This is a genomic window from Paraconexibacter sp. AEG42_29, from assembly GCF_040581415.1.
Classification (GTDB): Bacteria; Actinomycetota; Thermoleophilia; order Solirubrobacterales; family Solirubrobacteraceae; genus Paraconexibacter.
In genome coordinates this window covers 2,591,222-2,606,044 of the sequence record NZ_CP114014.1, presented here as the reverse complement: position 1 = coordinate 2,606,044, position 14,823 = coordinate 2,591,222, and the positions used below count along the sequence as shown (strand labels likewise).

The window sequence follows — 14,823 nt, the reverse complement described above, 5'->3', positions numbered from 1 at the left end:
GGCGGCTGCGCGTTCACAGATGTAAACGGAGCACGCGATCCGGTATTGGTACTGTCCAAGCGGATCGCGTGCTCCGCTTGGTGTGCGCGGTCCCTCCCAAGACCCCCACCCACTTCGCAGGAGACGCTCCATGAGCCCCGCCGACACCGCCCACCGCCGCGACAGGATCGCGCTCTACATCCTTTGCCTGGGCATGCTGATGATCGTCCTGGACGGGACGATCGTGAACACCGCACTCCCCGTCCTGAAGGACAGCCTGAACTTCTCCGACGGCAACCTGACCTGGGTGCTGAACGCCTACCTGATCCCGTTCGGCGGCCTGTTGATGCTGTCCGGCCGCATCGGTGACCTGATCGGGCAGCGGCGCATGTTCCTCTGGGGCATGTCGCTGTTCACCTTCGCCTCACTGCTCTGCGGCCTCGCCGAGAGCCAGGAGATGCTGATCGGCGCGCGCTTCCTGCAGGGCGTCGGCGGCGCCCTCGGCTCCTCCGTCATCCTCGGGATGATCATCACGATGTACAAGGAGCCCCGCGCCCAGGGCGAGGCGATCGGCGTGTACTCGTTCGTCGCCTCCGCCGGCGGCTCGGTCGGCCTCCTCCTCGGCGGCCTGCTCACCGACGTCCTCAGCTGGCACTGGATCTTCTTCGTGAACCTGCCCATCGGCGTCGCGACCGTCGTCCTGGCCAAGCGCCTCGTCCCCGACCGTCCCGGCCTGGGCCTGAAGGAGAACAAGGTCGACGTGCCCGGCGCGGCGATGCTGACCGGCGGCCTGATGATCGCCGTCTACGCGATCGTCGGCGTCGAGAAGCAGGGCTGGGGCTCCACCCAGACGCTCGGCCTCGCGGCCGTGGCGGCCGTCCTGCTGACCGGCTTCGTCGTCCGCCAGGCGCGGATCGCCCACCCGCTGCTACCGCTGCGGATCTTCCGCTCGCGGAACGTCACCGGCGCGAACCTCGTCCTGCTCGGCGTGCTCGCCGGCATGTTCAGCATCTTCTTCTTCGGTGCCCGATACGCCGGTGAGATCCTGGGCTACAGCCCGATCGAGATCGGGCTGGCCTTCCTGCCGATGACGCTCCTGCTGGGCGGGGTCTCCACCAAGGGCGCGCAGCCGATGGCCGAGCGCTTCGGCCCGCGGAACGTCCTGATGGGCGGCCTGACCCTGATCGTCGCCGGCGTCCTGCTGTTCTCGCTGGCGCCGGTCGACGGCTCGTACGCGGTCAACATCCTGCCGTCGATGCTGCTGCTCGGCCTCGGCGCGGGGCTCAGCTTCCCGTCGATCATGGGCCTCGCGATGTCGGGCTCGACGCCGGAGGACTCCGGGATCGCGTCGGGCCTGGTGAACACGTCGATGCAGGTGGGCGGCGCGATCGCGCTGTCGGTCCTGGCCACCTTCGCCGCCGAGCGCACCACGGCGAAGCTCGAGGCCGGCGCGACCGACCTGGCCGCCCTGAACGCGGGCTTCCACGTCGCCTTCTACATCGCCGCCGCCATCGCGGCGCTGGCGATCGTCGCTGCGGCGCTGGTGCTGCAGGACGAGCGCGTGCCGGCCGCGGCCGTCGACACGGCCGATGCCGTCCAGCTGGAGCGGGCCGATGCAGACGTGTCGTTGCCGGCGTACTCGGAGGCGGCCTGAGCCCGGGACCATGGTGATCTGCAACGCAGAGCACCATGGTCCGGCTAGGCTCTGATCATGAGCACGGTGCCGGCGCACGACGTTGAGACGGGGGACTGCGGCGACGCCGTGCGCCCCCTGCGCGCCGACGCCAAGCGCAACCGCGAGCGGGTTCTGGCCGCCGCCGCGGAGGTCTTCGCCGAGCAGGGAGCCGACGCGAGCGTGGCGGAGATCGCTCGCCGCGCCGGCGTCGGCGCGGGAACGCTGTTCCGGCACTTCCCGAACAAGCACGACCTGCTGCTCGCCACCCTCGAGCTCGGGCTCGACGACCTGTCCGACGCGATCACCCGGGCCGAGACGTTCGACGACCCGTGGGACAGCATCGTCCACGTCGTCACGGCGTGCGCGGAGATGCAGGCGCGCGACCGTGGGTTCCTCGAGTCGGTCGGCCCTGAGCTGTTCCTCGAGCCGCAGCTGCAGCGCCGCCACCACGCGATGATGGCGCAGCTCGGCGTGCTCATCGGACGGGCGCAGGACGCCGGTGTCGTCCGCGGGGATCTCGAGGCCGAGGACGTCCCGTTCCTGCTCTACGCGGTCGGCGGCGTCACCGGCAAGTGCTGCGGCGGCGGCGCGATCAGCCCGGACCTCTGGCGCCGCTACCTGGGAATCGTCCTGGACGGGCTGCGGCCCGCCGGTGCCTCCCCCCTGCCGGTCCCGGCGCCCACCCCGGCGCAGCTGACCGCGCTGAAGTCCGCCTGAGCACCGCGCCGGCCTGAGGCCCCGCGGTCACGCGCGGGAGCGAGCGGCCTGGCGGACCAGGTGCTCGCGCTCGGCGACGTCCGTCGCGCGGCGGGCGGCCTCGGCGTACGCGGCACCGGCCGCGGCCAGGTCGCCGTCGAGCTCGTGCAGGTGGCCGCGGACCGCATGCCAGCGATGGCGGCCCGAGAGCACCTCGCGCAGCCGGTCGGTCTCGCGCAGGCCGGCGGCGCCGCCGAGCACGTGGCCGACCGCGACCGCGCGGCCCAGCACCGCTGCGGGGTCGGTGTGCACGGGGTCGTCGGTGAGCGCCACCAGGTCGTCGTACCACGCGAGGATCTGCACCCAGTCGGTCTCGGCCGCGCTTGCCGCGTCGTCGTGCAGCGCGGCGATCGCGGCCTGCACCTGGTACCGGCCGGGACGCCCCGCGGCGAGGGCCGACTGCAGGACGCGCACCCCCTCCGCGATCTCGCGGGTGTCCCAGCGGCTGCGGTCCTGCCGGTCGAGCGTGACGATGCGACCCTCGGCGTCCATGCGCGCATCCCGGCGGGCGTGGTTGAGGAGCATCAGCGCCAGCAGCCCGCGGGCCTCCGGCTCCTCGGTCGCGAGCGTGAGCTGCCGCGCCAGGCGGATGGCCTCGTCGGCGAGGTCCACCTGGCCCGCGTGCCCCGTCGTGTAGACGAGGTACAGCACCCGCAGGACGACGGCCAGGTCGCCCGCCCGGTCCAGGCGCAGGGCGGGCGCCCCCGACAGCGTGCGCTTGGCGCGGCTGATCCGCTGCGCCATCGTCGCCTCCGGGACGTAGAACGCGTCGGCGATCTGCCGCGTGGTCAGGCCGCCGACCGCGCGCAGCGTCAGCGCGACCTGCGACGCGGGCGTGAGGTGCGGGTGGCAGCAGCAGAAGAGCAGGAAGAGCGTGTCGTCGCCGTCGACGACACCGGCCTGCGATGGCGGCGACGGCTCGGGCTCGGCCGCGAGGACGTCCTCCCGGCGGCGGCGGGCGGCCTCGCTGCGACGGGCGTCGACGATCCGCCGCGTGGCGACCGTCGCAAGCCAGGCGGCCGGGTCCTGCGGCGGGTGCTCGGGCCACGCCCGCAGCGCCTCGATGAGCGCCTCCTGCAACGCGTCCTCGGCGGCGTCGAAGTCCTCGCCGCGCCGGACCAGGCCGGCGAGCACCCGCGGGACGAGCGCGCGCAGGGCCCGCTCGTCGGGGTGCTGTCCAGGCCGGTCGCGCATGTCCGTCAGTCGGCCACGGGGGCGTGCGACATGATCTCCCGCACGTCGATCCACTCGTGCAGCGGCCCGCCGCCAGGGCCGGGCTCGGAGGAGATGTAGGCCGCGATCTCGAGCGCCCGCTCGCGTGAGTCGACGTCGACCATGTACCAGCCGGCCACCAGGTCGGTGGTCTCGGGCAAGGGGCCGTCGGTCGTGACGGGGGCCGCGTCGGGGCCGCCGTAGCGGACCCAGGTCTGCGCCGGCGTCAGTGCCTGGGAGTCCACGTACTCGCCGCTCTCCCTCAGCACCTCGCCGACGTTGCGCAGGAAGGCGAAGTGCGCCTCGACGTCCTCCGGGGCCCACTGGTCGAGCGGCGGGAACGGGTGGTGCGGCTCGGGGCCGCCGCTGTAGTGCTTGAGGAGCAGGTACTTGGGCATCTTGGTCTCGTCCTTCGGTCGTGGGCTGCACCATGGTGGGCGGCCTCTGTCTGGATGAGCGGAGCCGCCCCCGCGTTCTCGACATGCCCGGCCGCGCGAGGACCGCGAACATGGCGACGTCACAGCTGCTCGGCGGTGACGAGCAGCCGGATGTGGGCGTCGGCCCAGCGGTCGACGAGCTCCGTCCCGCCCGCCCGGACGGCGGCGGCGAGCGCGTCGACCGCGGCCGCGGCGGCGGTGAGCCCGGTCCGCCGGAGCACCTCGGCGGACGCCCCGGCGCGCGCGGCCCACCCCGGCGCGAGGTGCCGGTGGCCGCGGTGGACGAGCTCTGCCGTGAGCGCGAGCGCCTCGCTGACGGCCGCCGCGAGCGCATCGTCGGGCGCCGGCGCTCCCGCCCCGAGCGCCTCTCCGGACGCCTCGGCGAACGCAGGGACCACGACGTCGGACCCCGCGGCCACCGCGGTCGGCTCGAGGTCGACGCCCCCACCGGCGCGCCGCAGGTGCCCGGCGACGAAGCGGACCTCACCCGTATCGCCGGACAGGGCGCGCGCGAGCGCGTCGATCGCCCCGGGCGTCGCGGCGGAGTGGGACGCCACCAGGCGCGCTGTGCCGTGCGGCGCGCGGATCGTCGCCACGAGCTGCTGCGTCCCGGGCCGGAAGTGCAGGTCCTCGACGGCGGTCACGCGGACCGCGCGGACCGTGTCTGCGACGACCCGGGCCCTGACCAGCGACGGCGGGAGTGCGGCCAGCCGCGCCGCCTCGGCCTCGAGGTCCTCGACGACGAGGTCCGGCGGCAGGTCGTCCCAGCGTCCGCCGGACGGGGCGACGGTCGTCCGCGCGACGCGGCTGTCGGCGATCCGCACGATGCGGTTCGCCGCCCGGACCGCGGACTCGGTCACGACGTTGCCCGCGGCAATCGCGCTCAGGCGCGCGCGGCCGGCCTTGCGACGTCCCAGCTCGGCCGCCGTGGGGGCCGCGCCGCCGCCGGCGTCCGCGCGGCGGCGCAGCGCCAGGACGACCCGTGCCTCGCCGTGGGCGAGGTAGACCTCGACGGTGCGGGAGCTCTCGTCGCCGTGCACGCGGGCGCCGAGGCCCGTGAGGCGCAGGAGGCGTAGCGGGGTCTCGGCGGTCTCCTCGGTCCCCAGGACCTGCACGCGCAGCGCGGCGCCGCCGCCCGTCGCGGAGCGGTGACGCGCGATCGCCTCGGCGGCGTACGCAGCGGCGAGCGCCGGGTCGTACCGGGCGCTGCGGGTCCGGTAGGCGTCGACCTGATCGGCGAGGTCGTCCAGCAGGTCGACGTGCCAGCGCAGGTTCACTGCTTCGAGCGCCCGCCGGACGGCGGCGATCGCTGTCGCCGCGGCCGGCGCGGTCGCGGCCACGCCGTCGGCGAGGAGGTCCTCGATCACCGCCAGGACGGGCTCGGCCCCCGACCCGCCGGCCGCGGACCCGGTGCCGCCGACCTGCAGCTCGACGACCGCGGCGGCGTCGCCGGACGCGTCCGCCGTGCGACAGGCCCAGACCGCGAGCGCGACGGCGTCGGCGCGCTCGCCCCGGGCCGCGTCGACGCGCGCATAGCCGAGCTCGCGGGCGACGAGGAACCGCACCGTGCACGACGCGAGCTCGACGGACGCGATCGGGTCGGCGGCCGTGGCCCGCCGCACCCGCGCCCGGTAGCCCGCACGCTGGGCCCGTCGCGCGGCCGCCAGCGGCCGGGTTCCGAGGTGCGCCTCGAGCTCGGCGTCCGTGAAGGCGCCCGGGGACCATGCCGCTGCGCCGGCGGCGGCTGCATCGGCACCCGGGTCGCCCGCCGCAGCCGGCTCGTCCGCCGCCGGCGGGTCGCCCGCACCACCGTCGTCACCGGCCGCGCGATAGGCCAGGACGAGCATGACCCGGTGCCGGCACACCCCCGACGCCGGGCAGCTGCAGCGCGCCTCCTCGAGCACCGTGGACGGCGGCAGGACGACCAGCGTCCCGTCTGCGAAGGTCGCCGTCAGGGTCCCCGCGTCGTCCGTCACCGCGGGTCCGCGGCCGTCGGCGACCTCGCGCGAGGCGCGCTTGACGATGCCGCGGTTCGCGAGCGACGCCAGCGCGTCGTCGTCGAGCGCGAGCACGTCCGCCCGTGGGCTCATCCCGCGGCGATCCGGTCGGCGACGAAGCCCGCGAGCTCGCCCGGGGTCATCGCGCCGACGTGCGCCCCGACGTCCGCCAGCCGCTGCGCGAGCTCGCGGTCGTACGCGGGGTTCGCCTCCTCGTCGAGCGCGGCCAGGCCGAGGACGTGCGTCCCTTGCTCGACGAGGGCCTTGACGGTCCGCACGAGCCGGTACTCGTCCCCGCCCTCGTAGAAGTCGGTCACGAGCGCGACGATCGTGCGGCGGGGCTGGTCGACCAGCCCCGCCGCGTACGCCATCGCACCGGCGATGTCGGTGCCCCCGCCCAGCTGCACCTTCATCAGCAGCTCGACCGGGTCGTCCACGTCGGCGGTGAGGTCGACGACGTCGGTGTCGAACGCGACCAGGTGGGCTCGCACGCCCGGAAGGCCCCACAGGCACGCGGCGGTGACCGCCGAGTGGATGACGGACCCGACCATGGACCCGGACTGGTCGACGACGAGGATCACCTGCCACTGCTCGAGCTGCCGCCGCGTGCGGCCGTGGAAGTACGCGCGCTCGACGTAGAGCCGGCGCTCCTCGGGCTGGTAGTGGCGCAGGTTCGCCTGGATCGTCCGGCGGAAGTCGAAGTCGTTGGCGCGCGGCCGGTGGCTCGGCGTCCGCGCGCGGGTCCCGCCGAACGCGTGGCGGACCTCGCTCGCCATCCGCTCCATGATCTCGCGCACCACCTGCTCGACGATCCGGCGGGCGAGGCGCAGGACATCTGGATTCATCAGGTGCTTCGTGCGCAGCACCGCCTTCAGCAGCGTGGCGTTGGGCTCGATGCGCTCCAGGACGTTCGGGTCCGTGACGACGTCGTGGATCTCGTAGCGCTCGACGGCGTCGCGCTCGAGCCGCTCGATCGTCTCGCGCGGGAACAGCCGGTGGATGTCCTCGAGCCAGTCGAGCGTCGTCAGCACGGACGGGCCGTGGCCGGCCGACCGGCGCACGTCGCGCCGATCGAGGTCGCCGTCCTGCTGGTAGAGCCAGTCCAGGGCGGCGTCGCGCGAGCGTGCCGTGCCGCTCAGGCCGGCGCCGCCGGTGCACGCGTCGGCCGCCTCGCCGAGGACGAGCCGCCAGCGCTCGAGCTCGGGATCCGGGTCAGCCATCGCCGGCGCTCTCGGCCGGGGCGAGCAGCGCCTCGCGCGCCAGCAGCTCGTCGACTCGCGCCTCGACGGTGCGCGCGCGGCGCAGCAGCTCCGGGTCGGAGGCGAGCCGTAGCAGCGAGCCCGCCGACCCCTGCACGCCGCGCCGCTGCAGCAGGCGGCCGGCGATCAGCTCCCGCTCGCGCGGCGGGAACCACGAGAAGGCCAGGCGCAGCGCCGGGAGCGCGACCAGGAAGTCGTCCTCCGGCAGCTCGCAGAGCAGCTCGTCCAGCAGCCCCAGGACGCCCGCGGGCCCGGCGGCGAGGACCTGCTCGCGGGCGACGGCGAACAGGCCCGCGAGGAAGTCGCCGAGCGTCTCGCGGCGGCCCGCGCCGCGCACGGCACGCTCCAGCGCCGCGTCGTCGTCGCGCACGTCCGCGTCTGGGCTCTGGTCCTGTGCTGCGGCGAAGACCCAGGTGACCCCGACCGAGGCACCGCGCAGGTCCGGCGGCCGGTCGGCCGCCACCGACCGCGCGAAGACGGCGACCGCGGCATCGCGCGGCACGGGCAGCACCGCGTCCGCATGGAGCAGCGCGTCACGCAGCGCGACGACCGCGCGCAGCCGCGTGTCGTCGGCCGGGGCCGGTCCGCCGCGGATGCCCTCGACGAGCCACAGGCCGCGCGTGGTGCAGCGGGCGACGACGGTCGCCAGGGCGGGGCTGCCGTGCGCGCCGAGCAGCCGGTCGTGGCGCCAGAGCCCGAGCGCGGTCGCCAGCAGCTCGCCGAGTCCGCCGAGCTCGCCGACGCCGCCGATCAGGGCGGCCGCACGCTCGAGGACCTGCTCGGACAGCGCGTCCAGCCCGCAGAGCGCCGCGTCGAAGAGCACGCGCGCCAGTGCACCGGGGTCGGCGCCGGCGTCGTCCAGCGCCCCGCCGAGGGCGGCGGCGGCCGCAGCGTCGAGCGTCGCGCCGTAGGAGCCGGCCTCGATCAGCGCGGGCAGGCGCAGGTCGGTCTGCGTGAGCGTCCAGGCCTCGTCGAGCGTCGGGTCCGCGCCCGACGCGGGGCCGGCGGTGCGCTCCACGCCGGGGATCTCGAGCAGCCGCAACCGGTGCAGGACCCGGCTGCGCGCACGGTCCGGCTCGTCGGTGAGCGTCAGGGCCAGCTGCCCGCGCTCGGGAATCCCGAGCCGCTCGAGGTCGGCCGCGACCGCGTGCACGAGCGGCGGGTGCGGCGTGTCCGGATGCAGCCGGCCGACGACGTCGCCCGCCAGTGCCGCGACCATCTCGACGATGACCGGGTCGGTCCCCGCAGCGATCCGGCCGCGTGAGGTCCAGGGCGGCGGCCGATCGAGCGCGTCGCTCACCAGCGCGCCGACGAGCGCGTCGAGAACGTCTGCTCGGCCGGGGTGCCGGTGGCCGCGCAGCCGCGCCAAGCCGCCGGCCAGCGTGCGGGCGGCGACCAGGTCCGCGGTCGACACCGGCTGGCGCCGGTCGCGCAGGCGGCGGACGACGCTGCGCATGATCTCGTCGCCCGCGGCGTCCGGCCCGGCCTCCCACAGACGCTGGTAGTAGCGCGGCGAGGGCATGCCGGACTGGTAGCCGTCGAAGGCGTCCAGGCGCTTGAAGGAGAACGGCACCAGGTAGCTGCCGCCGACCGCGCCCGGCGGGAAAGCCGGCACGTCCGGCCAGCCGCCCGTCCCGCCCGCCGCTCCGGCCCCGGCCCCGGCGCCGGCCGCGGCGACGAGCGCCGGCCGGTGGAACCCGCCGGTGACGACGACCACGGGACGCTCCCCGGCGTCGGCCACCGCTGCATCCACCCAGCGGGCCATGAACGCCTCACGCGCGCCGTCCTCGCCGGACGCCACGGCGTCGCCGCGCACCAGGTCGAAGTAGGCGTCGAGCGTGTCGGCGAGCTGCGCGTCCGGGTCGATCTCGAACAGGTGGTCCCAGAGCGTGTCGACGTTGTCGACCGCGAACTCCTCGCAGAGCCGCTCGATGGCGCGGGCGTGCCGCAGCTCGGCGTCCGAGTAGCGGTTGGTCAGCGACGCGAACGCCGGGTGCCACGCCGGCAGGTCGATGAAGCGGACGTCGGCACCGGCGGCGCGCCCCTCCGTCAGCGCGATCCACTCGGGCGAGTGCTCGCACAGCGGCGACCACGAGGCGTGGTGGCGCTCGTCGTCGCGGTAGCTCGTGAACACGGCGACCGGAAGCCCGTGCCCGAGCAGGAGCTCGTCGAGGCGGTCGTTCATGTCCGACGGCCCCTCGATCAGCACGTGCGCCGGACGCAGGTCGCGGATGACGTCGCGGACCAGCCGGGCGCACGCCGGGCTGTGATGGCGGACGCCGATGAACGTCGCAGGCATTCGTCAGCCCGGCAGGCCGTGCCGCGCCTCGTGCAGCCGCTTCCAGTGGCGGCCCTTCTTGCGCGGCACCTGCTGCTCGAGGTAGCGCCGCAGGCGCGCGAGGTCGTCGGCGTCGTCCTTGGCGGCCGTCCCGCCGAGGCAGGCGACGATGTCGCTCTCGTCGCCCGGCTCCCCGCGCAGGAACCAGCCGCGCAGGCCGACGGCGTGCGCGACCGCGACGGCCTCGGCCGTGCTCATGACCGACGACATGCGGTCCAGCGCGTCACCGTGATCGGTGGTGCCCGAGCGCAGCTCGCGGAACGTCGTCACGAGCACCTCGAGGACGTCGCGGCGCGGCGCCGCCTGCACTCCGGAGCGGGCCAGCAGGGTCGCGGCCTCGGACTCGACGAGCTCCAGCTCGGTGTCGAAGTCCGGGATCGGGAAGACCGTCTCGAAGTTGAAGCGGCGCTTGAGGGCGGCGCTCATCTCGTTGACGCCGCGGTCGCGGGTGTTGGCGGTCGCGATGACGTTGAAGCCCTCGCGGGCGAACGCCGTCCCCTCCGGCCCGGCGAGCTCGGGGATCGCCATGACGCGGTCGGACAGGACCGAGAGGATCGAGTCCTGGACCTCCAGCGGGCAGCGCGTGATCTCCTCGAAGCGGACGACGCTGCCGCGTGACATCCCGCGCAGGATCGGCGCGGGGACGAGCGACCGCGTCGACGGGCCCTCGGCGACCAGGAGCGCGTAGTTCCACCCGTACCGGATCTGGTCCTCGGTGGTGGCCGCGCCGCCCTGGATCGTGAGCGTCGAGTCCCCGGAGACGGCTGCCGCCAGCAGCTCCGACAGGAGCGACTTCGCCGTGCCCGGGTCCCCCACGAGCAGCAGCCCGCGGGTGGTCGCGAGGGTGATCAGCGCCCGGTCGATGAGCGACGGGTCGCCGACGAACTTGCGGGTCACGCCCAGCTTGCGGTCGCCGATGATGAAGCGGCGCGCGGCGGTGACGCTGAGCTGCCAGCCGGGTGGCCGCGGGTTCTCGTCGCCGGTACGCAGGCGCTCGAGCTCGTCGGCCCAGCGGAGCTCGGCCGGGGGCCGCTGGACGCGGGCAGCCGGGTCCTCGCTGTCGGTCGTGGCGCGCGTCATGGGCGGAAGGCTCGCAGGCCGCGATCAGCCACGCAGGTGCTCGACGTCGCGGAGCAGCTCCGACGCGGTGACGGCGTCGAGCGTGTCGAAGCGCAGCCTGCCCTTGCTCTCGCCCCAGTCGACCGACTCCGGGCTGATCCAGATCTCGGGGATCTTCTGCTTGTCCCACTCCATCGCGGCGCCGGCGATGAGCCCGGGGTCGAGGTTCATCACCAGCCAGTTGCCGTCCGCCAGCGGCTTCTGCACCACCCCGCTGATCCCGGCGTCCTGCGCCATGCCGCGCTCCCAGCCGCGGTGCGAGAGGCCGAGCACGCGGCCCGTGTCGATGCTCAGCCCGTCCAGCCGGCGGACCGTCCGGCCGGTGCGCTCGACGTCCGTCAGCGCGTAGGTCTCGCGGCCGAGCTGCGGGAACGGCTGCAGGATCTCGTAGTCGGCAAAGACGTCGGACCAGGTCCCGAGCGCCGGGCCGAGGTGCAGGGGGTGGGCGATCCCGACGCGGGTGGCGTCGTCCAGGACGAGCTCCTCGTCGGCGGAATCCGCGAGCGTGCGGTCCTCGGCCACGCGGAACGAGCCGGTCGGCGCGCCGCCGTCGTCGAACGTCGCCCACACCAGGCGCCGGGCGACGTGCCACAGGAGCGGGTGCTCGACGAACAGGGTGCGCTGCTCCTCCGCCGTCCAGCGGCGGCCGGCGACCATCGCCCGCTCGAAGCGGCGGATCTGGTCCGTGGCGATCGTCTTGACGTCCTTCTTCAGCCCGCGGAAGGAGGCGTAGGCCGCCGACGCCAGCGCCTCGTCGTCCTTGGCCCCCGGCCTCGGGAGCGTCTTGCGGCGCGTCCCGTCCGCGTCGGCGACCGTCGGGCGCAGCTGCTCGTCGAAGCCGACGAGGAACCGGCGCGGGCCGTAGTCCAGGACGAGCGTCCCGTCCCGGTCGAGGCCGAACTCCGGCACGAGGCGATCGGCCAGCTGCTCGGGGGTCAGGCCCAGCCCGTCGGCGACCTCGGCCATCCGCTCCTGCGCCTTCGTCCGCAGGCCCTTGAACTTCACCTTCTCCGCGATGCCGTGCAGGTGCATCAGGGCGACGTCGGTGCCGACCTCGGCCAGGACGCCCAGGCCGGCCACGGCCCGGGCGTGGCCGCCGTCGCCGGGCCAGGCGCGGATCTTCGGCGCGAGCCGGCGCACCGTCTCGTCGTCGCCGAGCAGTCCGAGGCCCTCGAGCACCCAGCCGTCCTTGGCGGGAAACCCGGCCTGCTCCCAGCGCTCGAACAGCCCCCACGCCATCTCGGCGACCGATGCCGCGTCGCAGGCGTCGCGGACGACCTCGACGCCGGCGTAGGTGTCGCCGGGGGCGGACAGCGCGAGCATCGTGCAGACGTGGCCGGTGGCCGCGACCGGGAGGACCGCGTCGCGCTCGCGCAGCAGGACCTGCGGCAGGTGCGCCGGGTCGAGCCACCCCGGTAGCGACGGGACCTTCGCCGGCAGCCGCTCCAGCGGGTCGGCCGCCAGCAGCGCGTCGACCCCGGTCAGCGCGGCCTCACCGTGGGACGCGCCGGCTGCGCGGATCGCGTCCCGGTGCCCCGCGCCGTCCAGCACGCGCAGCGCCGTCTCCGCCGCCGCCCGCTCCTTGCCCGGCTTGCCCAGCGCGGCGGGGACGAGGTCGCGCGCCGCGGCCGCCGGGTGCCGGGCCAGCCAGGCGCGGGCGATCGGCCGTACCGACTTGGTCCGGACGAGCCACTCGGCCATCAGCGCGGCGACGGGTGGGCCCTCGAGGGGGAGCAGCGCCGCGGCCAGGGACGACGGCTGGCGCGCCACGGTCCGCAGGACGAGCGGGATTGCTTCGTCCTCGTGCTGCGCGAGGATGCGCTGCAGCGGCACGAGCCCGTCGTAGACGTCGGTCGGCGCCCACGTCGCCAGGTACGGGCGCGCGTGCCGCGGCTTGGCGGCGGCAAGGATGTGCAGTGCGGCGTAGGACCCCCGCATCGCGGTGGCGAGGTCGTCGGTGCGGTGCCACTCGTGGATGCGGGTGCTCGCGTGCTGCTGCTGCTCCCCGGGCGCCCATCGCAGGGCCACGGGTGCTGTCGCCGCCAGACCCGGGACCACGACCGGCTTGGCCCGCTTCGTGCGCGTCGTCCACGGCGGGGCCACGAGGACGGCCGGCAGGCGGGCCGGGTCCGCGACGGTCCCGACGGCCTCGCTTCGGAGGGCGTCGACGGCGGCACGGGCGGCAGGGCCGAGCTGCGCGTCGGTGAGGCGGTCGGCGAGTCCGGGATGGCTGAGGAGGTGCCCGCGCAGGAGGTCGCCGCCTGCGCGGGCCGAGCCGCCCCCGTCCGTCGCCCGCCCGGCGAGCAGCCGGAGGGCCCGGACCGGGTAGCGGCGCATCGCCTCGATGAGCGCCGCGGACACGTACTTCTCGTCCTGGCGGTCCAGCAGAGCGGTCAGCGCGTCGTCGGTCGGCAGCTGCGCCAGCAGGCCGAGGAGCCGCTTGATCGTGGCGGCGTCGAGGTTCGGGTCGAGCAGCCGCGCGATCGGAGCGGCTGCGTCAGGGCCGAGGTTGGCGACGAGGGAGTAGACGAGCTCGGCATGGCGCAGCACCTCCCACCTGGACGTTGCGTCCAGGATCGCGCCGGCCTGGGCGGCGGTGGTGACCGAGGCCAGGCGCAGGGCTGCGTCGTCGCTGGACGGCTGCTGGGCGTCGGCGAGGTCCTCGTCCACCCACTGCTGCTCGGTCGGCGCGAGGTAGCTCGTGAGCAGCCGCACGCCGGCGCCGGCGCCGGCCCGCACCGCGGCGAGCCGGGCGACGGCATCGTCGTACGTCGCCTCGTCGGTGCTCGCCAGGTGCGCCCGCATCCGCTGCAGGATGTCCCGGGTCACCCAGGTGCGCGGGTTGGCAGGGTCGGCCCGCTGCAGCCACTTGCCGTCGCCGTGCCCGTAGGCGCCGACGCCGGTGGTCCACTCCACGGCGACCGACCCCGTGAGCGCGCACGCCTCGGCCGCGAACGCCAGGCCGTGGGCCGCGATCAGGTTGTCGGCCGACCGCGCCAGGACCTCGCGCTGTCGCCAGTCCGCGACCGCCGGTCGCGCAAGTAGCATCACCGCCGCGCCCAGGACGTCGTCGGCCTGCTCTGCCCGCCGTCGCAGGACGCCCGTCCGCCGGGTGCCGAGGTGCAGCTCGGTGCGCTCGCGCAGATCGGCGTCGGTCTTCGGGTTCTCGAGCACCTCCGCGACCGCCTTGTCGAGACGCACGAGGAGGTCGTCGGGTGCCGGATCCAGCTCGACGGGCTTGGCGGCACGGCGACCGCGGAACGGCTCGGCCTGCCGTGCCCAGGCCGACGGGAGTGCGAACGTCTCCTCGTCCGGGAGTTCCGGTGGCTCGTCGCGCGCGGCCGGAGCGGGAGTGGCCGGCGGTGGTGCCGCGGGTTCCGACGGTGTGGCGGGCGCGGGCGGCGGCGTGACAGGCGCGGGGACGGCAGGCGCGGAGGATGCGGCGGGAGCGGGCGGTGCGGCGGGAGCGGCAGCGGTAGCGGGGACAGGCCCCGCCGCGGTCGGCGCCGGAGTGCTCGGGTCCGTCGCCTGCTCGATGTAGCCCTTGCCGACCTTCGCCGCGACAAGCTTCTCGGCCTGCGCCGTGGCCTTCTCGGCGGTCCCCAGGTCCTTGACCTGCGTCTGGCCGGCGGTCTCCATGCGGCCGAAGCGGATCCTGAGCTCGGCACCGTCCTGCTCGATCTCCCAGAACTTGGCCGATGTGCCTCCGACGTACTCGAACCTGCGCATAGGGCGAGTCTTTCACGTCGGGTGCCGCCCGTCGGCCGCCCGGCAGGCGTCCTGACCGGGGCGTGTCGGGCGCCGGTCGCGGGGGTACGGACTCCCCATGTCCGCCAATGCCCGCATCGCCCTCAGCTGTGCCGTCATCGCGATCGTCGTCGCCGCGCTGTGCCTCGCCGCCGACGTATCGGCGCCGATCGCCGCCGCCATCATCGCCGCCGTGATCGGCGGTGGCCTCGCCGCCCGTGGCTCGCAGGGCCGCTCCAACCCGGGTCGCTGAGGCCGAGCACCGTCCGGCGCGGCAGGAACCGGACACTCGCGCGGTTCGTCC

Annotated in this window: 10 protein-coding genes; 3 read left to right on the top strand and 7 right to left on the bottom strand. The window is 75.2% G+C overall.

The features are described 5' to 3' along the window. The first annotated feature begins 130 nt into the window (after positions 1–130). Positions 131–1,633, top strand: a complete 1,503-nt coding sequence (locus DSM112329_RS12535) for an MFS transporter (RefSeq protein WP_354702156.1) — start codon at positions 131–133, stop codon at positions 1,631–1,633. 57 nt (positions 1,634–1,690) lie between these two features. Beyond that, positions 1,691–2,371, top strand: coding sequence for a TetR/AcrR family transcriptional regulator (locus tag DSM112329_RS12530; RefSeq protein ID WP_354702155.1), 681 nt, complete (start codon positions 1,691–1,693; stop codon positions 2,369–2,371). A gap of 27 nt (positions 2,372–2,398) precedes the next feature. Here the strand turns inward: DSM112329_RS12530 and DSM112329_RS12525 are convergent, their stop codons facing one another. From DSM112329_RS12525 to DSM112329_RS12495, 7 genes are all read right to left on the bottom strand, one after another. After that, positions 2,399–3,604: a sigma-70 family RNA polymerase sigma factor gene (locus tag DSM112329_RS12525; protein ID WP_354702154.1), complete on the bottom strand. Its 1,206-nt coding sequence runs from the start codon at positions 3,602–3,604 to the stop codon at positions 2,399–2,401. A gap of 5 nt (positions 3,605–3,609) precedes the next feature. Next, the gene (locus tag DSM112329_RS12520; protein ID WP_354702153.1) at positions 3,610–4,020 is read right to left on the bottom strand and encodes a YciI family protein; all 411 of its coding nucleotides are present in this window, start codon (positions 4,018–4,020) and stop codon (positions 3,610–3,612) included. Positions 4,021–4,139: 119 nt separating this feature from the next. Beyond that, the gene (locus DSM112329_RS12515; RefSeq protein WP_354702152.1) at positions 4,140–6,149 is read right to left on the bottom strand and encodes a hypothetical protein; all 2,010 of its coding nucleotides are present in this window, start codon (positions 6,147–6,149) and stop codon (positions 4,140–4,142) included. Beyond that, positions 6,146–7,276, bottom strand: a complete 1,131-nt coding sequence (locus DSM112329_RS12510; RefSeq protein WP_354702151.1) for a VWA domain-containing protein — start codon at positions 7,274–7,276, stop codon at positions 6,146–6,148. Before DSM112329_RS12510 ends, DSM112329_RS12515 begins: the two co-directional genes overlap by 4 nt. Continuing rightward, positions 7,269–9,614 carry a DUF5682 family protein gene (locus DSM112329_RS12505; RefSeq protein WP_354702150.1) on the bottom strand — a complete coding sequence of 782 codons (2,346 nt, stop codon included), beginning with the start codon at positions 9,612–9,614 and terminating at the stop codon, positions 7,269–7,271. The genes DSM112329_RS12510 and DSM112329_RS12505 overlap by 8 nt, the downstream gene beginning before the upstream one ends. Before the next feature lie 3 nt (positions 9,615–9,617). Then, on the bottom strand, positions 9,618–10,733 hold the full coding sequence (locus DSM112329_RS12500) for an AAA family ATPase (protein WP_354702149.1): 1,116 nt from the start codon (positions 10,731–10,733) through the stop codon (positions 9,618–9,620). A gap of 24 nt (positions 10,734–10,757) precedes the next feature. After that, positions 10,758–14,501: a DUF4132 domain-containing protein gene (locus DSM112329_RS12495; RefSeq protein WP_354702148.1), complete on the bottom strand. Its 3,744-nt coding sequence runs from the start codon at positions 14,499–14,501 to the stop codon at positions 10,758–10,760. A gap of 97 nt (positions 14,502–14,598) precedes the next feature. Here DSM112329_RS12495 and DSM112329_RS12490 point away from each other — a divergent pair, with 97 nt between their 5' ends. After that, entirely contained in the window at positions 14,599–14,772 is a 174-nt protein-coding gene (locus tag DSM112329_RS12490) for a hypothetical protein (RefSeq protein WP_354702147.1), read from the top strand. Positions 14,773–14,823 lie beyond the last annotated feature (51 nt).